The sequence below is a fragment of the Actinoplanes missouriensis 431 genome, from assembly GCF_000284295.1.
GTDB lineage: Bacteria > Actinomycetota > Actinomycetes > Mycobacteriales > Micromonosporaceae > Actinoplanes > Actinoplanes missouriensis.
Map to the genome: position 1 here is coordinate 3,181,739 of NC_017093.1, position 18,758 is coordinate 3,200,496.

The 18,758-nt window shown below is 72.2% G+C and carries 17 protein-coding genes; 10 read left to right on the forward strand and 7 right to left on the reverse strand.

Annotation, left to right across the window (positions count from 1 at the left end; all coding sequences use genetic code 11):
* The first annotated feature begins 24 nt into the window (after window positions 1-24).
* The 7 genes from AMIS_RS14925 to AMIS_RS14955 all read left to right on the forward strand — a co-directional run bounded on the left by AMIS_RS14925 (window position 25) and on the right by AMIS_RS14955 (window position 5,648).
* The gene (locus AMIS_RS14925; protein ID WP_014443148.1) at window positions 25-708 is read left to right on the forward strand and encodes a response regulator transcription factor; all 684 of its coding nucleotides are present in this window, start codon (window positions 25-27) and stop codon (window positions 706-708) included.
* Between the two features lie 71 nt (window positions 709-779).
* On the forward strand, window positions 780-1,385 hold the full coding sequence (locus AMIS_RS14930) for a DedA family protein (RefSeq protein WP_014443149.1): 606 nt from the start codon (window positions 780-782) through the stop codon (window positions 1,383-1,385).
* 86 nt (window positions 1,386-1,471) lie between these two features.
* Window positions 1,472-2,131 (forward strand): response regulator transcription factor, encoded by a 660-nt coding sequence (locus AMIS_RS14935; RefSeq protein WP_014443150.1) that lies wholly within the window; start codon window positions 1,472-1,474, stop codon window positions 2,129-2,131.
* 61 nt (window positions 2,132-2,192) lie between these two features.
* Window positions 2,193-3,392, forward strand: a complete 1,200-nt coding sequence (locus tag AMIS_RS14940) for a cytochrome P450 (RefSeq protein ID WP_051042000.1) — start codon at window positions 2,193-2,195, stop codon at window positions 3,390-3,392.
* 29 nt (window positions 3,393-3,421) lie between these two features.
* Window positions 3,422-3,619: a ferredoxin gene (locus AMIS_RS14945; protein ID WP_014443152.1), complete on the forward strand. Its 198-nt coding sequence runs from the start codon at window positions 3,422-3,424 to the stop codon at window positions 3,617-3,619.
* On the forward strand, window positions 3,616-4,833 hold the full coding sequence (locus AMIS_RS14950; protein WP_014443153.1) for an NAD(P)/FAD-dependent oxidoreductase: 1,218 nt from the start codon (window positions 3,616-3,618) through the stop codon (window positions 4,831-4,833). The genes AMIS_RS14945 and AMIS_RS14950 overlap by 4 nt, the downstream gene beginning before the upstream one ends.
* Window positions 4,830-5,648 carry an SDR family oxidoreductase gene (locus AMIS_RS14955; protein ID WP_014443154.1) on the forward strand — a complete coding sequence of 273 codons (819 nt, stop codon included), beginning with the start codon at window positions 4,830-4,832 and terminating at the stop codon, window positions 5,646-5,648. Before AMIS_RS14950 ends, AMIS_RS14955 begins: the two co-directional genes overlap by 4 nt.
* Window positions 5,649-5,861: 213 nt before the next feature.
* Here the strand turns inward: AMIS_RS14955 and AMIS_RS14960 are convergent, their stop codons facing one another.
* The 5 genes from AMIS_RS14960 to AMIS_RS14980 are packed head-to-tail and all read right to left on the reverse strand — an operon-like array spanning window position 5,862 to window position 11,176.
* Entirely contained in the window at window positions 5,862-6,686 is an 825-nt protein-coding gene (locus AMIS_RS14960; RefSeq protein WP_197538021.1) for a phosphotransferase, read from the reverse strand.
* A gap of 39 nt (window positions 6,687-6,725) precedes the next feature.
* Window positions 6,726-7,190 (reverse strand): hypothetical protein, encoded by a 465-nt coding sequence (locus AMIS_RS40540; protein ID WP_014443156.1) that lies wholly within the window; start codon window positions 7,188-7,190, stop codon window positions 6,726-6,728.
* Window positions 7,191-7,216: 26 nt separating this feature from the next.
* Window positions 7,217-8,341: a sensor histidine kinase gene (locus AMIS_RS14970; RefSeq protein WP_014443157.1), complete on the reverse strand. Its 1,125-nt coding sequence runs from the start codon at window positions 8,339-8,341 to the stop codon at window positions 7,217-7,219.
* Window positions 8,338-9,009: a response regulator gene (locus AMIS_RS14975; RefSeq protein WP_014443158.1), complete on the reverse strand. Its 672-nt coding sequence runs from the start codon at window positions 9,007-9,009 to the stop codon at window positions 8,338-8,340. Before AMIS_RS14975 ends, AMIS_RS14970 begins: the two co-directional genes overlap by 4 nt.
* A 4-nt stretch (window positions 9,010-9,013) precedes the next feature.
* Window positions 9,014-11,176 (reverse strand): MMPL family transporter, encoded by a 2,163-nt coding sequence (locus AMIS_RS14980; protein WP_014443159.1) that lies wholly within the window; start codon window positions 11,174-11,176, stop codon window positions 9,014-9,016.
* A 172-nt stretch (window positions 11,177-11,348) separates the two neighbouring features.
* Here AMIS_RS14980 and AMIS_RS14985 point away from each other — a divergent pair, with 172 nt between their 5' ends.
* Window positions 11,349-11,930: a DUF4760 domain-containing protein gene (locus tag AMIS_RS14985; RefSeq protein WP_014443160.1), complete on the forward strand. Its 582-nt coding sequence runs from the start codon at window positions 11,349-11,351 to the stop codon at window positions 11,928-11,930.
* 324 nt (window positions 11,931-12,254) lie between these two features.
* Here the strand turns inward: AMIS_RS14985 and AMIS_RS14990 are convergent, their stop codons facing one another.
* The gene (locus AMIS_RS14990; RefSeq protein WP_014443161.1) at window positions 12,255-12,998 is read right to left on the reverse strand and encodes a S16 family serine protease; all 744 of its coding nucleotides are present in this window, start codon (window positions 12,996-12,998) and stop codon (window positions 12,255-12,257) included.
* Between the two features lie 10 nt (window positions 12,999-13,008).
* On the reverse strand, window positions 13,009-15,660 hold the full coding sequence (locus tag AMIS_RS40545; protein ID WP_014443162.1) for a putative bifunctional diguanylate cyclase/phosphodiesterase: 2,652 nt from the start codon (window positions 15,658-15,660) through the stop codon (window positions 13,009-13,011).
* Window positions 15,661-15,739: 79 nt separating this feature from the next.
* On the opposite strand from AMIS_RS40545, the gene AMIS_RS15000 reads away from it, so the two are divergent.
* Entirely contained in the window at window positions 15,740-17,713 is a 1,974-nt protein-coding gene (locus AMIS_RS15000) for a putative bifunctional diguanylate cyclase/phosphodiesterase (protein ID WP_014443163.1), read from the forward strand.
* 27 nt (window positions 17,714-17,740) lie between these two features.
* Window positions 17,741-18,730, forward strand: a complete 990-nt coding sequence (gene dctP / locus AMIS_RS15005; RefSeq protein WP_157434870.1) for a TRAP transporter substrate-binding protein DctP — start codon at window positions 17,741-17,743, stop codon at window positions 18,728-18,730.
* The last annotated feature ends 28 nt before the right edge of the window (window positions 18,731-18,758 follow it).

An 18,758-nucleotide genomic window follows, 5' to 3' on the forward strand; every position in this document is an offset into this window, starting at 1 on the left:
CGGTCACGCTACGGGAGGTGTGGGGTGCGGGTGCTGGTCGTCGAGGACGAGAGGGCCGTTGCCGAGACGATCCGGGACGGGCTCACGGCGGAGGGGTTCACCGTCGACCTCGCCCACCACGGGGTGGACGGGCTGTGGGCCGCCACCGAGACCCCGCACGGCGCCTACGACGTGATCGTGCTCGACATCATGCTGCCCCGGCTCAACGGCTACGAGGTGTGCCGGCAGCTGCGGGAGCGCGGGGTCTGGACGCCGATCCTGATGCTGACCGCCAAGGACGGGGAGTACGACCAGGCCGACGCCCTCGACCTCGGCGCCGACGACTACCTGATCAAGCCGTTCTCGTTCGTCGTGCTGGTCGCCCGGCTGCGTGCCCTGATCCGCCGCGGCGCCCCGGAGCGCCCGGCCGTGCTGCGCAGCGGCGAGGTGACCCTCGACCCGGCCGCCCGCGAGGTCCGGCTCGGCGTCACGCCCGTCGCGATGACACCGCGCGAGTTCGCCATGCTGGAATTCCTGATGCGCCATCCGGGTCAGACCATGAGCCGGACGGCGATCCTGGAGAACGTGTGGGACGCCGCGTTCGACGGCGATCCCAACATCGTGGACGTCTACGTCGGGTACCTGCGCAAGAAGATCGGCCGGGAGGCGATCGAGACGGTGCGCGGCACCGGTTTCCGGGTGATCGAGCATGCCCGGCACGGTAGGTAGCGGACTCTGAGAATCCGATGAACGACCGGCGTTCAGACAATTCTTAGGGCGCGGCCGCGAAGGTGACGGCCATGGAACTCGCCCCGATCCTCCACCACTGGGGATATGCCGCCGTCTTCGTGATCATCTTCGTGGAGAGCTTCGGCCTGCCCACCCCCGGTCAGACCGTGATGGTGGCGGCGGCGGTCTATGCGAGCTCCGGGCACCTGAACGTCTGGCTGGTCGGCTTCCTCGCCTTCACGGCCGCCGTCCTCGGGGACAACATCGGGTACTGGATCGGTGTCCGCGGTGGCCGCCGGGCGGTGCACCGGTGGGGGAGGTACGTCTTCCTGACCCCGGATCGGTTCGCGAGGATCGAACGGTTCTTCGCCCGCCGGGGCAGCCATGTCGTGGTGGTCGCCCGTTTCTTCGACGGCCTGCGCCAGTTCAACGGCGTCCTGGCCGGTGTCACCGCGATGCCGTGGCGGACGTTCGTCCTGCACAACGCGGTCGGCGCCGCTCTCTGGGTCGGCCTGTGGGTGCCGGTCGCCTACTTCTTCGGCGCCCAGCTGGTCCGGTCGCACGCCGAGTGGTGGCTGCTCGGCTTCGGCGTGGTGGGCGCCCTGGTCACGGCCGGGTTCTACCTGCGCCGCGAGCGGGCGTCGAAGAGCCGCGCCGACGAGCCGGTCGGCGTCTGAGGGGAGTAGCCGGGGATACCGCGGCTGGTGGATGCCGGGCCGGTTGTCCGCTGGCATGCTGGGGGCGTCGTGGCGAGGAGGTGCCGATGGTGTCCCGGCATGCGGTGGCCGGTGGCCACCTGCTCGTGGTGGTCCCGCAGGACGAGTTGCGGAGATCGCTGGCCGAGCGGTTGACGGCGGAGGGCCACGCGGTCACCGCGGTGGCGACCGGCGCCGAGGCGATGGCACGGATCACGGCCGGGCACGTCGACCTCATCGTGGTCGACATCGACATCCCGGATCTGTACGACCTGGCCGGCCGCCGCCCGGTTCTCACCGACCGGCCACCGATCATCTGCATGACCACGTGCGAGGCCCTGAGCACGCTGCTGCCCGAGGTCGGCACGGAGATCGAGGACTACGTCACCAAGCCGTGCCGGATCCCCGAGTTGCTGGCTCGGGTGGAGGTCCAGCTGCGGCAACCCGTGCTGCGCCGCGGTGATCTGCTGCTCGACGAGGTGACCTGTCAGGTCTGGCGGGGTGACCGGCCGATCGAGGTGACGGCCGCGGAGTACCGATTGCTGCGTCACCTGCTGGTCCACGCCGGGCAGGTGCTCTCCAAGGAGCAGCTGGCCCAGCGCGTCTGGGGCGAGTCGCGCGACGTCAACACCATCGAGCGTCTGGTGTCCCGGCTGCGGCAGAAGGTCGACGAGGCCGGCCCGCCACTGATCCACACCAAGCGCGGCTTCGGGTACCGGCTCGGCTGATGTCCGGCAAATGTCAGCTTCGGGTCCGGGTCGTGTCAGGTCAGGTTGTTTGTATGGCTTCATGCCAGAAGCCCCGTATTACCCGATGCAGCGGGACGCCCGCTGCCCGTTCGCGCCCGCCCCCGAGGTGCGCGACATGCCCCCGGTCGGCAAGGTGCGCATCTGGGACGGCAGCACCCCGTGGTTCATCACCCGGCACGCCGACCAGCGGGCCCTGCTCAACGACCCGCGGCTGAGCATCCAGGAGAAGAGGCCCGGCTATCCGCACATGACCAAGGCGCGGGCGGCGATGGCCCCGCACATCCCCGACCTCATCACGAACACGGATCCGCCGGAGCACACCCGGTTGCGGCGTACGGTCAACGCCCCCTTCATGGTCAAGCGGGTGGAGGCGCTGCGCCCCCGGATCCAGGAGACCTTCGACGGCCTGGTCGACGACATGCTCGCCGGTCCGCGACCGGCCGACCTGGTCGCGGCGATCGGTCTGCCGGTGCCGACCCTGGTGATCACCCAGATCCTCGGGGTGCCCTATGCGGACCACGAGTTCTTCCAGGCCGCGAGCCGCCGGGCGATCAGCCACGACACCGACCCCGAGGAGGGGGAGCGGGCCGGGCAGGGCCTCGGGGAGTACCTGTCGGCCCTGCTCACCCGGAAGATCGCCGACCCGCAGGACGACGTGATGTCCGAGATGGGCGCCCGGGTCAGCGCGGGGGAGATGACCTTCGCCGAGGCGGTCACGATGGCCTCCGCGATCCTGATCGCCGGCCACGAGACAAGCGCCAGCATGATCTCGCTCGGCACGCTCGCGCTGCTGCGCAACCCCGACCAGCTCGCGCTGCTGCGGGAGCGGAGCGACGACGCGCGATTCGTCGCCAACGCGGCCGAGGAGCTGCTGCGGTACCTGACGATCGTGCACTCCGGCATCCGCCGCATCGCCGTCGAGGACATCGAGCTGCACGGCGTCACGATCCGGGCCGGCGACGGCGTCGTCTTCGAGCTGGCCGGCGCCAACTACGACCCCGCCGAGTTCCCCGAGCCCGACCGGCTCGACCTGACCCGGCCGGCCCGCTCGCACCACGCGTTCGGTTACGGCGCCCACCAGTGCCTCGGGCAGTCGCTGGCCCGCGTCGAGCTGCAGGTCGTCTACGGCACCCTCTACCGCCGCATCCCGACGCTGGCGCTCGCGGTGCCGTTCGAGCAGGTCGAGTTCGCGATGGAGGGCGTCGCCTACGGCCTGCGGTCGCTGCCGGTGACGTGGTGACCGGTGACGTGGTGAGAGGAGCACAGACGATGCGAGTGGAGTTCGACGAGCCGAAGTGCGTCGCCGCCGGGCAGTGCGCGATGGTCGCCCCCGAGGTGTTCGACCAGCGCGACGACGACGGCGTGGCTATCGTGCTCGACGCGACGCCCGGCGCGGACCAGCACGACGCGGTGCGCGAGGCGGCGGCGGTCTGCCCGGCGGCGGCGATCCGGCTGGTGGAGCAGTGAACCGGATCGTCGTCGTGGGCGCCTCGGCCGCGGGTCTGGCCTCGGTGGAGACGCTGCGCCGGGAGGGGTTCACCGGCACGATCACGCTGATCGGGGAGGAGCTCGACGCGCCCTACGACCGGCCGCCGCTGTCCAAACAGATTCTGGCGTCGCAGTGGGAGCCCGATCGGATCGCGCTGCGCACCGCGGAGCAGCTCGCCGCGCTCGACCTGGACCTGCGACGGGGCGTGCGGGCGACCGGACTGGACACGGCTGCGCGTTCCGTCGCACTCAGCGACGGCAGCGATGTTGAGTACGACGGGCTCGTCGTGGCAACCGGAGTTCGGCCACGTGCGCTTGCGGGTGGGGCGGGACATGTCATCCGTACGCTGTCCGACGCTCTGGAACTGAGGAAACGCCTGCGTCCCGGCACCCGGCTGACCGTCGTGGGCGCCGGGTTCCTCGGCGCCGAGTGCGCCGCCGTGGCGCGCGGCCTCGGCTGTGAGGTGACCCTGCTGGAGCCGGCGCCGGTGCCGCTCGCGCACGCCGTCGGGGAGCCTGTCGGCCGGATGCTCTCCGCCGTGCACCGCGAGCACGGCGTCGACCTGCGCACCGGGGTCACCGTGACGGCGATCGTGGACGCGGGAGCGCGGCTCCCGGACGGGACGGCGATCGCTGATGGGGGAGCGCTGCACCCGGACGGGACGGCGACCGCTCATGGGGGAGCGCTGCTCGCTGACGGGACGGTGGTCGCCGCTGATGAGGTGCTGGTCGCGGTTGGGTCGGTGCCGAACACCGACTGGCTGGACGGCTCCGGGCTGACCGTCGGCGACGGCGTGGTCTGTGACGAGTTCTGCGCGGCGGCGCCCGGCGTCTACGCGGCCGGTGACGTGGCGCGGTGGCACAACCCGCTGTTCGGCGTGGACATGCGCATCGAGCATCGCACCAACGCCGCCGAGCAGGGCATGGCCGCCGCCCGCAACCTGCTCGGCGCGGGCCGGCCGTTCGCCCCGGTGCCGTACTTCTGGTCCGATCAGTACGACCTGAAGATCCACGCATACGGGTACCTGCGCGGCCACGACGCCGTCGAGATCGTCGACGGGTCGCTCGACGAGCGCCGTTTCCTGGCCGCCTACCACCGCGACGGCCGCCTGGTCGGCGCGCTCGCCGTCGGCATGCCACCCAAGGCCATCCGCCCGTGGCGGCAGGCCATCGCCTCCGGAGGTTCGCTGTGAGCAGGGACGTCGTCGTGATCACCGGCGCGGGCGGCATGGGCACGGCCGTGGCCCGCCGGATCGGCAGTGGGCGGACGGTGGTGCTCGCCGACGCGTTCCCCGAGCATCTCGATCGGGCGGTGACGGCGTTGCGGGGTGAGGGCTACGACGTCCGGGAGCAGGTCACCGACATCGCGGATCAGGGTTCGGTGGAGGCGCTGGCCGAGGTGGCGGCCGGGGCGGGTCGGCTGGTCGCGCTCGTGCACACCGCCGGGGTGTCGGCCGCGGGGTCGACCGTACCCAAGATCTGGGACGTTGATCTGGTTGGGACCGCCCGGCTGATCGACGCGTTCGAGCCGGTGGCGACCGGCGGCACCGCGGTCGTCTGCGTGGCGAGCATGGCGGGGCACTACGCGCAGCTCAGCGCGGACGACGAGCAGGTGCTGGCCACGACCCCGGCGGACCGGCTGCTCGACCTCGGCGTGGTCACCGGGTTCGACGGTGACCCGATCGCCGCCTACATCCTCGCCAAACGTGCCAACCAGGTGCGGGTGCAGGCGGCGGCGCTGGCCTACAACCGGCGCGGCGCCCGGATCAACTCGCTCAGCCCCGGCGTCATTTCCACCGCGATGGCCAGGGCCGAGCAGGAGTCGGCGTCGGGGGAACACATGATGGAGATGCTGCGGGCCTGTGGAATCGGCCGCACCGGTACGCCTGCGGAGATCGCGGAGGCGGTGGCGTTCCTGACCGGGCCGGGGTCGCTCTATGTCACCGGCACCGACCTGCTCATCGACGGCGGCCAGGCGGCGTGGCTGCGGCGGCACCGCCCGCGATAGGCGATGGGCCGGCTCATCTGATCGCCGGCGGGCTTCCGGGCCGTGCGTGTGCCGGCGGGCTTCCGGGCCGTGCGTGTGCCGGCCGGCTTCCGGGCCGTGCGTGTGCCGGCCGGCTTCCGGGCCGTGTGTGCCGGTCGGCTTCGCGCTGTGTGCGTGTCGATCGGCTCCGAGCCGTGCTCCGAGCGGCGTCTACTGCCGTGCGCCGAGGGGCGTCTATTCCAGCATCACGCGGCGGATCATCGGGCGGTTCCGGGCGATCCACGAGGCGCTCCGTGCTCGCCACGTGACGGCCCACAGGATCGGGTAGCCGGTGTCGGTCACCGCTGCGGTGCTGTCGATGGTAACGCCCTCGGCGACCGCCTCGTGGCGTGCGTTGTGGATCGCGACATCGGTGAGACGGTCGACCAGCTCGTCCCGTGCCGCCCTGGGCAGGCCGTATCCGTCGGCGATGGCTCGGGCATGACGAGCCCTGGTGAGTGGGCCGGGCAAGCCCTGCATCTCCGCGACGTCGTCGTCGACGAGCTGGGCGTTCAGCCACACGGTCGCGGCGAGTTCCCAGAGGCGGTCCACCGGGCCGGCGAACTCCCAGTCGATGAACGCGTCGGGCCGCCCGGCCTCGCCGACGATGTTCCACGGCCCGGGGTCGCCGTGCCCGATCACGATGTCGTCGCCACCGAGATCGCGGAGCCAGCTGCTCTGCCACACGGCGTCGGCGGGCGGCGTGAACGCCGCGGTGGCGTCGTGCACGCCTCGTAACAGCGCGCCCACTCCGCCCACTTCCTCGTCCGGCCAGGCGTGTGGATGCGGGGACTCGCCCGGCACGAAGCCGTACCCGTCGCCGACCACGCGCGGCGCACCCGGGAAACCACTTTGCTCCAGGTGCCGGAGCAGCGCGAGGACCGCAGGCGTCCATGGTCCGGCGGTCTTTCGCACGACGCCGTCGAGCAGAACCGCGTCGGCGGCGTGCGTGCCGGAGCCCCAGGCGCCGAGCCGCTCGGGAGATCCCACCGGGTTCACGTCGTCCGAACGTCGAGACACACGGCAAGCCTCACCAGGGCCGGACCGGATCGCAAGCGATTACGCCGAACCCGGCAAGCGGCGGACGGCGGTGTCGACGGTGTTCAGCGCATCGTTCGGATCGTCGAACAGCCACCCGCCCGGGTCCTCGCCGAGCTCGGCGCCGACCAGGCTGGTCAGGGCCGGCCGGCACCTGCCGGACACCACGACTCCGGGTGCGACGCCGCGGACGATGGCGGCGTTGAGCACCGCGCCCATCATGTCGCCCCAGCGGTAGTCGACCTCCCGCAGGTCCAGCACGACGCCGGCCGGTGTGAACGCGCGAAGCCCGAGCGCGACCACCCCCTGCATGAACGCGGCGTCGCCGTTGCCCGCGCTGCCCACCCCGTAGACGCCCGCGAACGTGACCACCAGCAGCTCGTCGCGGGCCCACGGCTCGGCGTCACCGCGGCGGGCGGTTGCGAACCCGTACTCGATGGTGCTGAGGTCGCCGAGGCTGCGCGGTGTGGTGACGAACGAGGGCATCGGGCGATTATCGCCTGCCGCGACCGTCAACCGCGGGCCACGGGCAGGGTGGCGACGACCTCGAAGGCGCCGTCCGCGCGCATCCCGCAGGTGAGCGTGCCCCCGGCGGCCTCGGCGCGCTCCCGCATGCCGATCAGTCCGTGCCCGGTGCCCTCGCCGCGATGCCCGGCCTGCGCCGGATTGACCACCGTGATCCGCAGGTCCGTCTCACGCTGGTCGAGCGCCACCTCCACCCGCCGGCCGGTCCCGTGCTTGCCCGCGTTGGTCAGGGCCTCCTGCACGATCCGGTACGCGGCGAGGTCCCCGGCGCCGGTCAGCGGCCGCGGCGTCCCGGTCCGGCTCACAGTGATGTCCTGACCGGCCTGCCGGAAACCCTCGATCAGCGCGTCGACGTCGGCGAACGCCGGCGCCGGCCGCAGACTGTCCGGCGGGTCGTCGTCGGCGCGCAGCAGCCCGACCGTGGCGCGCAGCTCGTCCAGCGCGGTGCGGCTGGTGTCCCGGATCCCGGCCAAGGCCTCGCGGGCTCGGTCCGGGTGCGCTTCCATGAGATGGTGCGCCACCCCGGCCTGCGCGTTGACGAGGGTGATGTGGTGGGCGACCACGTCGTGCAGGTCGCGCGCGATCCGGACCCGCTCCTCGTGGACCCGGCGCCGGGCGTCCTGCTCGGCCCGCTCCCGGATCTGCGCGAGCAGCGCCTGCCGGTCCTTCGCCGCCACCCCGAGGGCGACGGCGATCAGCGCGTAGTTGGCCGGCACCAGGTTGGCCAGGTCGAACAGGCCGCCCGCCTGCCACGGGATCGCGGCCGCGGTCAGCGACACGGCGGCGAGCACCCCGGCGGTCCAGGCCGTCCGCCGGTCCCGCAGCGTCGCCAGGGTGTAGAGGGCGACGACAGCGGCCACATCCATCAGTACGAGGTGACCGCCGGCCAGCGGCAACGCGGTGCCCGTCAGCACGGTCACCGCCGTGACCGCCGCCGGGCTGCGCAGCCGGAAGAGCAGGGCCGTCGCACCGAGCAGGATCAGGATCAGCTGGCCGTCGGTGGGCGAGCGCAGCAGGTGCCCGCGCTGGTAGGCGACCGCCGCCATCATGATCATCACGGTGAGGATGGGCGGCGCCCAGACGCGCCAGGCGTACCGTCCGGTGCCGGTCATCTGTCGCCCACCCGGACCAGGCCGTTCTCGTAGGCGAAGACCACCAGCTGGGCGCGGTCGCGGGCGCCGGTTTTCATCATCGCCCGGTTGACGTGGGTCTTCGCGGTGGCGACGCTGATGCCGAGCCGGTCCGCGATCTCCGGGTTGGACAGGCCCGCGCCGACCATGGCGGTGATCTCGCGTTCCCGGACGGTCAGCTCGCCGAGCGCCGCCGCGACGGTCACCTGCGCCGGATCCGGCTGGGCCAGGAACCGGCCGATCAGCGCGGTGGTCGCGTTCGGCGACAGCAGGGACTCGCCGGCCGCGACCGTCCGGACCGCGTGCAGCAGGACCGCCGGGTCGACGCCCTTGCCGAGGAAGCCGCTGGCGCCGGCCCGCAGCGCCGCCACCACGAGCTCGTCGGTCTCGAACGTCGTGAGGATCAGCACCCGGACACCGGCCAGGTCCTCGTCGGAGCTGATCAGCCGGGTGGCCTCGATGCCGTCCATGTCCGGCATCCGGATGTCCATCAGCACCAGGTCGGCGCGGGTCTCGCGGGCCAGCGCCACGGCCTGCGCGCCGGTGGCGGCCTCGCCGACCACCGCGATGTCCGGTTCGGCGTCCAGCAGCAGCCGGAACGTCGCGCGGAGCAGGGCCTGATCGTCGGCGAGGAGCACACGAGTCGTCACGTGATCATTTTCCCGACAGTGCGGGCTCGCGGGCCGGGCCTTCGACCGAGACGTGCGGTGTCACCCGGTCCGCCCAGCGCGGGTAGGCCCAGTTCGCCCGGCCGATCAGCCGCATCAGCGCCGGGATCAGGGTGAGCCGGACGACGAACGCGTCCACCAGCACCGCGATGCCCAGGCCGATACCGATGCCGGAGACGATCCGCTCGCCGCTGAACCCGAAGGACGCGAACACGCAGAGCATGATCGTGGCCGCGGCGACGATCACCTGGGAGGTCTCGGTCAGGCCGACCCGGATCGCGCGCCGGTTGTCGCGGGTGTGCGTCCACTCCTCGTGCATCCGGCTGACCAGGAAGACCTGGTAGTCCATCGACAGCCCGAAGACCACGCCGACGATCAGGACCGGGATCAGGTACATGATCGGGGCACCGGACCCGACGCCGAGCAACTCGGAACCCCAGCCGAACTGGAAGATCGCGGTGAGCGCGCCGAGGCCGACCAGGATCGTCGCGAGGTTGCTGAGCGCGCCGACCAGCGGCACCAGGATGCTGCGGAACGCGACCGCCAGCAGCAGGAAGCCCAGCACGGCGATCAGGCCCAGGTACAGCGGCAGCTTGCCCATCAGCGCATCGGCCATGTCGATGCTCGTCGCGGGCGCGCCACCGACGTAGACGCGCAGGCCGGTGCCGGCCTCGGCGGCGGGGATCACCTCGTCGCGCAGGCGGTGCACCAGGTCCGCGGTCTGCTCGGTCTGCGCGCTGGTCGTGGGTACGACGGTGAGCGCGCTCCGCCCGGCCGGGGCGACCGCCGCGACGCCGGGGACGGTGGCGAGCGTGGCGGCCAGCCCGGTGAACGCGGTGCTCGCGGCGGGGTCCGGGACCTTCGCCACCAGCAGCAGCGACGCGTCGAAGCCGTCACCGAACGCGGGCGCCATCAGGTCGTAGTACGCACGGGCCGGGGTGCCGGCCGGATCGCTGCTGGCGTCCGCGTCACCGACCCGCATCATCGTGACCGGCGCGGCCAGGATCGCGATGACCAGCACCGCGGCGCCGGTGGCGCGCCACGGGGCCCGATCGACCAGGGCGGCCCAGCGGGCGGCGAGACCGGGCCGGTGCACGGCGACCGGGGCGGCGCCGGTGGCCAGGGCGGCACGCTGCCTGCGGGACAGGACCCGGGTGCCGAGCATCGCCAGCAGCGCCGGGAGCAGGGTGACCGCGGCCAGGATGGTGAACAGGACGGTCACCGCTGCGGCGCGGGCCATGCCGGTCAGGATGCCGAGGTTCACCACGAACATGCCGAGCAGGGCGACGATCACCGTGGCGCCGGCGAAGACGACCGCCCGGCCCGAGGTGTCCAGCGCGTCGGCGATGCTCTCGCGTACCGGACGGCCGGCGAGCAGCCCCCGGCGGTGGCGGTTGACGATGAACAGCGCGTAGTCGATACCCACACCGAGGCCGATCAGGGCGCCCATGGTGAGGCTGGTGGCGGCCAGGTCCACCACGTGCGAGGCGATCATGACGAGCAGCAGGGACGCGGCGACGCCGACGACGCCGGTCAGGATCGGCAGGGCCGCCGCCCAGCCGGAGCGGAACATCAGCACCAGGATGACCAGGGCGGCGATGATGCCGACCGCCTCGGTGCCGTGCGAGGCGCCGGGCTGCTCGCTGAACGCCTGCCCGCCGACCTCGACGTCGAAGCCCGCCGTGTCGGAGGCGAGCGCCGCACTCTTCACCGGCGCGGTGTCGGCGTCCGCGGCGAGCACGATCGTGGCGTACGCGGTGCCGGTCCCGGTGTTGATCTGGGCGGCCCCGGCCTTGTCGTAGGGGCTCACCACGGCTTCGACGCCCGGCACCGCCTTGATGCGGGCGAGCATCGCGGCGACGTCGGCCTTGACGCCCGCCGAGTCGACGGCCTCGCCGCCGGTGTGCCAGACGACGGTGCCGCGGACCGTGTCCGTGCCGGCCTGCCCGCCGGACCCGGACCCGGACCCGGTCTGGCTTTCGGCGAGCAGCGCGTAGGCGGTCGCCGATTCGCTGTCCGGCAGGTCGGCGGAGTCGGTGAAGGCGGTCCCGCCGCCGAGCGCGATGGCCGCGAGGGCCACCAGGGCGACGATCCAGCCGCCGGCGACGGCGAACCGCCGGCGGAAGCACCAGTGCGCGAGAGTCGACAAGGCTGCGGCCTTTCAGGCGTTCCAACAGGGCCTGATCAGCGTCGCCCGATCCCGGCCGGGAAGCGTCAACCCGCTGCGGTGTCCTCGTGTACCGCAGGTGCGGTACTGAGATCGGGGCGCAGCAACTACGCCAGCGAAACCTCAGTCCAAACTGATCGATTACCTTGGATGTGTGGAAGTCGAGACAGCGATCGCCCTCATCTCCATCGCCATCTCCGTCGTCTCGCTCGTCGTCTCCGGGACGCTCGCGCTCCGGCAGACGCGGACCACGATGGACGGCTACGCCCTCCCCGTCGTGCTGCAGGTCTTCAGCCGGTTCCGAACCCAGGAGTTCTTCGACGCCCAACAGTTCATCTTCGACGAACTTCCCCGGCGGCCGGTCGAGCCGTACACGGACCTGCCGTTGGAGGTCCGATCCCATCTGCGCATGGTGGGCGGTCTCTACGACGACCTCGGCAAGCTCGTCGCCCACGGCATCGTCAAGGAGGAGCTGATCATCGGCTCGAACGGCTCCCAGGCCCGACGCATCTGGGAGGCGATCGAGCCGTTCGTGCGCGCCGAACGCGACAAGCGCAACAGCAACCTGTGGATCTATCTGGAGGACCTGGCGTACCGCACCACCCGGAAACCGCCGGCCGCCATCCACGAGAAGCTCAACCTGCATCCGTACGCCGGACCAGCGCGCACGTCCCTTCCAGCGCCGCCCGAGTCCCCTGCAGCGCCACGACCTCGCACGGAGCAGCAGCCGGACTGACGGGCGGGAGGAGGGACGAGGGCGGCCCAGCGGAACCGAACACTCGGCGCGGCCCGCTGGACGATCAACAGTCCCGGATCGCGCCAGAAGCGGATGTTCGGTTCTTCTCGGCAGATGATCGAAACTCGACAGTGACGCAGCGGCTGATCAGCGGCCGTAGGAGTGCGGACCGCCCAGCCAGCGGCTCAGATACTCCGACTGGGTATCGCCGGTCAGCAGGTCGGCCAGTGTAGTGGCGAATCCGTCTCCGTACTGCTCCCAGAAAGGCCCTTCTTCCGGTTTCTCCCTGCCGTAGGCCTCGGCAAGCCTGGAGCAGCGGACGGCTCAGCAGCCCGCCGGGGGAGTGCCGGCCGCTATCGCTTTCAGGGCGGTCAGCGCCTCGTCCACGGTGGACACCCGGGCCAGGGTCAGACCGGGTGGCGCTACCGGGACCGCCTCCGCACAGTTGTCGGCGGGGACCAGGAAGAAGCGGGCGCCGGCCCGCTCGGCGGCGGTGAGCTTCTGGGGGATGCCGCCGATCGGGCCGACGGCACCGTCCGGGTCGAGTTCGCCGGTGCCGGCGATCACCTGGCCGCCGGTGAGGTCGGCGGGTGTGAGCTTGTCGATGATGCCGAGCGTGATCATGAGGCCTGCGCTGGGGCCGCCGATGTCGGCGAGGGAGACCTGGACCCGTACCCCCGTGGGGTGGGTGGACCGGGAGAGGGCGGCGGTGATCGCGTTCCGCGAGGCCGTGTCGAACGAGGCCTGGTTCTCCTGCCTGACCTGCTCCTCGTCGTGGCCGCCGGGGAAGACCGCGGCGCGGGGGACCAGGGCGTCGCTGTCGTCGAACCAGGTGCGCACGGCCGTCGCCACGTCGACGTCGTCGCTGACCTGAATCGTGGTGAGCAGGAGCCGGCCGGTGGACGCGGAGGACTCCGCGCCGGAGATCGTGATGACATCCCCGCCGAGGGTGTCGATCGGGGGCCCGGGCTGCTGGGTCAGGTAGGGCAGGGGCGCGAACCAGACACCGGCGGCGAGCGCCGACACGACGAGCGCGGCGGCGGCGACCAGGAGACCGCGATTCTTCATCGAACGCACCCTACCGATGACCGAGCGGCGTGGCGGTGACGACGACCTCACCGGCGAGCCGGGCGCGCAGGTCGGCGGCGCTCATCGGCCGGGCGAAGTGGAAGCCCTGCGCCCGGTCGTAGCCGAGCGCGGTCAGCCGGGCCGCCTGCTCGGCGGTCTCGACGCCCTCGGCCACCGCCTGCAGGCCGAAGGCGCGGGCCATCTGCGCCACCGCGTCGGCGATGGCGAACGAGCCGCCGTCCGGGACGAACGAGCGGTCCAGCTTGATCTGGTCGACGGGGCAGCTGGCGAGCAGGCTCAGCGTGGAGGCGCCGGTGCCGAAGTCGTCAAGCGACAGCCGTACGCCCAGGTCCCGCAAGGCTTGCAGGTTCCCGGCGGTGGCGCCGCCGCCGACCGCGAGCGACTCGGTGATCTCCACGGTGAGCCGGTGCGGCGGCAGGCCGCTGTCGCGCAGCGCCGCCGCCACCAGGTCCGGGAACCCCGTCTCGCGCAGCTGGCGGGCCGAGACGTTCACCGAAACCGTCAGCTCGCCGGGCCAGGTCGCCGCCTCCCGTGTCGCGTCGCGCAGCACCCAGGCGCCGAGCGCGACGATCAGGCCGCTCTGCTCGGCGGCCTCGATGAAGGCGCCCGGCCCGAGCAGGCCCTCGCTCGGATGCTGCCAGCGGACCAGCGCCTCGGCGCCGGTGATCCGGCCGCCGGGCAGGGTCACCACCGGCTGGAAGTGCGTCACCAGCTGCCCGGACGTGATCGCGGTGTGCAGGTCGGCGACCAGGCGGCGGCGTTCGGCGCCGCGCGCCTCCATGCCCGGCCGGTACCGTTCGATGCCGCCCTCGCCCCGGGCCTTCACCTCGCGGATCGCGATCTCGGCCCGGTGCAGCAGCTCACCGGGGTCGTCGCCGCCGTGGCCCTCGGCGACTCCGAAACTGGCGCGTACGGTCATCGGCTCCCCGTCGATCACGGCGGGTTCGAGCAGGGCCGCCATGATGCGGGTCAGCACCTGGTCGAGGTCCGCGCCGCGCGCGCCCTCGAACAGCACCGCGAACTCGTCACCGCCGAGGCGGGCCACCGTGTCCGCCGGGCGCACACACGCGCGCAACCGCTCGGCGACGTGGACGAGCAGCGCGTCCCCGCCGGCGTGCCCGAGCGACTCGTTGATGTTCTTGAAGTCGTCCAGGTCGATCAGCACGATGCCGACCGGCGTGTCCGGGCCGGCGCCGGTCACCGCGGCGGCGACGCGCCTGCTGAACAGCGCCCGGTTGGTCAGACCGGTGAGCCGGTCGTGGCTGGCCTCGTAGCTGAGCCGGTCGCGGACCTCGCGGGTCTCGGTGATGTCGCGGGCGTTGCTGACGATGCCGGCGACACTCGGCTCACCGGTCAGGTTCGCGCTCGTCACCTCGAACCAGCGGTAGCCGCCGTCGGTGTGCCGCACGCGTACCTGGAAGGTGGCGGTGGCGCCGGGCGCCGCGATCACCCGGACCAGGCACCGGGCCGCCGGGACCCGGTCGTCGGGGTGGATCCGGGGCGCGATCGCGGTGCCGATCAGCTCGTCCGGGTCGGCGCCGAGCATCCGCCGCGCGGCGGGGCTGACGTAGGTGAGCCGGCCGCCGGGATCGGTGATCGTCACCATGTCGGTGGAGTTCTGCACCAGCAGGCGGAACCGTGCCTCCTGGACGCCGATCCGCGCGAGCAGGGTGTCGTTGAGCCGGAACGCGATCAGCTGACGGATCACCACGAGGGCGGTCAGGGTGACCGCGACCCCGTCGATCAGGATGCCGTTGCCGGCGTGCTCGATGTGGTTGTAGAGCACCAGCGTGTCGACGGCGGCGATCGCCACGTACGGCATCCGGCTGTACCCGCGCGATGCCCGCCGGGGCCGGGCAGCGGCGGCGGTGTCCACCACCTGCACCCGCGCGCCGACCGCCGCCGCGAACGCGGCCAGGGGCAGCACCAGCAGCAACAGGTTGCCGCTGGGCTGATGCGGGTGCAGGAAGCTGATCGCCGAGCCGAGCCCGCCGATCAGCGCGGACCCGCCGATCCAGTAGAGCCCGCGCCGCGCGAACGTGTCGACGCCGGCCAGCACCACCTTCGCGGCCAGGTACACGCCGTTCAGGCCGGCGCCCATGATGACGGCCGCGGCCGCCACGCGGGACGCGGTGACCCGGTCGTCGGCGAACTGCGCGGAGGCGGCGAAGTGCCAGAGGAACAGGCCGGCGGCGAAGGTCAGGGTGCCCAGGTCCAGCCGGACGCCGACCGTGCGGGCCCGGCCGCCGGCGCTGAACGGCAGGCCGATCAGCGGCCAGGTGAGCACCACGCCGCCGACGAGGTGCAGTGCCACGGACACCGCCAGCAGCCATCCCGGGGCGCCGAGGGCGACAAGCGCGCGCAGCGCGGCGACGCCGACGAAGAGCGTGATGCCGGCCTGGACCGTCCCCCAGTAGCGGCGCACCACCGGCGCGGACGCCGGGTCGGTCCGCACCCGGCGGCACAGCGCCAGCGTCGGGACGATGACCGCGATCAGCAGCAGCCAGTTCAGCGCGTCCGGCCAGAGCGGTCCGGTCCGCTCCTGCAACAGGAACGCGGCGACATCGATGATCGCCAGCGCGGTGACGGCCTGGAACGCCCGGTCGGCGAGGAGCGGCGGACGGGCGTACGGGGCGGGCACCCTTCTACCATCGACGGGGCCGGGGCCGAGTTGAGACAGAAAGGGTCAAGTCCGGGCCCGCCGCGCCGAAAGTCTCCGTGTGGAGCTGAATGGCGCGGGCGACCGGCCCGCCCGGCTGTTGGAGGCCAAGGCGACCGGCCGTTCGGCGATCGCCGGCACCGCGCTGGGGATCGGCATCCTGGCCGCCGCGGCGGTGATGGCCTCCAGCGGAACCGCCGACACCACCGAGGAGGTCCGCCGGGTCCAGACGGTCACCCAGACGCTGAACCGGATCTCGGTGCAGATCAACGCCGAGGACGCGGCGCTGCGGAGCTATTTGACGACCGGGGGGACGGAGTACCGCCGGACCGAACTGCTCGCGAAGCTCGGCGCCGCCCGGGCGAGCCTGGACTGGCTGCAGCAGAACAACGCGGTCGACCGGGCCGAGCTCGACGCCATCCGCGGCGGGTACGAGAACTACAACCGCATCGTTCTCGACATCGTGGCGCACACCGAGGACGGCGCGGACGTCGCCGGATACACCGAGCTCGCCTCGATGACCTTCGCCCCGCTGCGTGACAACGTGCTCGCCATCGGCGACCAGCACCAGCAGGAGCTCTCCGAGTACCTGGGCGAGGTGAACCGGCGCGCCGACATCCTGCAGGCCGTCGCGGGGGCGACGATCGCCGTCGTGCTGGCACTCTTCGCGATCTGCGCCCGGGTGCTGATCCGGTACCAGCGCCGCGCCGAGCGGCAGGCCGCACAGCGGCTGCACGAGGCCACCCACGACTCGCTGACCGGGCTCGGCAACCGCGCCAAGCTGCACCACGAGCTGGACGCCGCCGTGCGCCGCGGGCGGGCCGCCGACGCGCCGTTCAGCCTGCTGCTCATCGACCTCGACCGGTTCAAGGAGGTCAACGACACGCTCGGGCACCACACCGGCGACAAGCTGCTCGTCGAGGTGGCGCAGCGGCTCACCGGCGGCCGCCGCGCCGACGACCTCGTCGTCCGTCTCGGCGGCGATGAGTTCGCCCTGATCCTGCCCAGCGCGCCGGATCATACGCAGGCGCTGGAGGCCGGGCACCGCATCCTGGAGTCGCTGCGCCGGCCGATCGCGCTCAGCGGCCTGCTTGTCGACATCGACGCGAGCATCGGCGTGGCGGCGTACCCCGGCGACGGCAGCGACGCCACCGAGCTGCTGCAGCACGCGGACGTCGCGATGTACGAGGCGAAGCGCCGGCACGGCGGCGTCTGCGCCTACGACCCGTCCCTGGACACCGGCGACACGAGCCGGCTCACGCTGCAGAGCGAGCTGCGGCAGGGCATCGAGCGCGGCGAGCTGGTCGTCTTCTACCAGCCCAAGATCGACGTGGCGACCCGCCGGCCGTGCGGCGCCGAGGCCCTGGTGCGCTGGCAGCATCCCACCCGGGGGCTGCTCGGGCCGGACGCGTTCATCCCGCTCGCCGAGGAGAGCGGCCTGATCGACATGGTCACCGCCGACGTGCTCGACCAGGCGCTGGCCCAGCTCGGCCGGTGGACCGAACTCGGCCACCAGCTGCCGGTGTCGGTGAACGTCCCGGCCCGGTCGCTGACCGACGAGGCGTTCCCGGAGACCATCGTCGCGGCGCTGGCGCGTCACGGCGTACCGCCGAAGCTGTTGACCCTGGAGATGACCGAGAGCGCCGTGGTCACCGACATGGAGCGCGCCGGCGAGGTGCTGCGGCGGCTGCGCGAGCACGGCGTGCACATCTCGATCGACGACTTCGGCACCGGGTACTCCTCGATCGCGCATCTGCGGGACATGCCGCCGCACGAGTTGAAGATCGACCGGAGCTTCGTGATGAAGATGTGCGAGAACAGCCGGGACGAGACGATCGTGCGGGCGGTCGTCGACCTGGCCAAGAACCTGCGGCTGCGGGTGGTCGCCGAGGGCGTCGAGAACGAGGACGCGCTGCGTGCCCTCGGTGACCTCGGCTGCGACGAGGCACAGGGTTACCACATCAGCCGGCCGCTGCCCGCCGCCGAGCTGACCGCCTGGCTGGGCCGGTCGGAAATGGCGATAACCGCCGGCTGACAGGTGCGCCGGCACTACCGTGAGCATGTGGATCGCCGAGCCGTGCTGACCTCGGTGTGCGCGGTCGCCGGAGGGCTGGCGGCCGGATGCTCCCGGGACTCCTCGGCCCCGGCCGGCGCCGTGGACGTGCTGCTCGGCGAATCGGTGCAGCCGGCGAGCCCGATGGTCGCCGCCGAGAAGTTCTTCGCCCAGAAGGTGTCCGACCTGACCGGCGGGCTGTGCCGGGTGACCGTGAAGCCCGGTGGCGAGCTCGGCGACGAGCAGCGCATGGCGGAGATGCTGCGCACCGGCAAACTCGCCTTCTGCAAGACGCTGCTGGCGAACCTCACCGCGTACGACAAGCGGCTCGGCGTGGCGAGCCTGCCCTACGCCTTCACCGACCGCGAGCAGTGCCTGACCAGCATGCGCGGCGATTTCGGGAAGCGCTGCGCGGCGATCCTGGCCGAGCACGGTCTGGTCATGCTCGGTTTCTTCTACGCCGGCGACCGCAACTTCTACAACCGGGTACGGGCGATCCGCTCCCCGGCCGACCTGAAAGGCCTGCGGATCCGGGTGCCGCAGAGCATCGTGTCGATCGACATGATCAACGCGCTGGGCGCGACCGCGGTGCCGCTCGCCACCAACGACATCGGCTCCGCGCTCAAGCAGGGCCTGGTCGACGGCGCCGAGAACAGCGTCGTCTTCTACACCACCGAGCAACACCAGCAGTACGCGCCGCACCTGTCCTGGACCCGTCACCAGCACGGCGTGGACGTGCTGCTGGCCAGCGCCACCTGGCTCTCCGCCCGGCCCACCGCCATGCGCGACGCGATCATGCAGGCCGGCGGGCTGGCCCAGGAGGAGGAGATCCGGCTCTGGGCCGAGGCCACGCAGACCAAGACCACATGGGCGCGGGATCAGGGCGCCACGCTCACCGACGTCGATCCCGAGGTGTTCCGGCGAGCGCTCGCCAAGGTGATCAGCAACCACCGGGGCACGTTCGGGGATCTCGCCGCCCTGCTGCCGGCCCTGGCATGACGGACTCCAGGTCCGCATGACCGGGGCG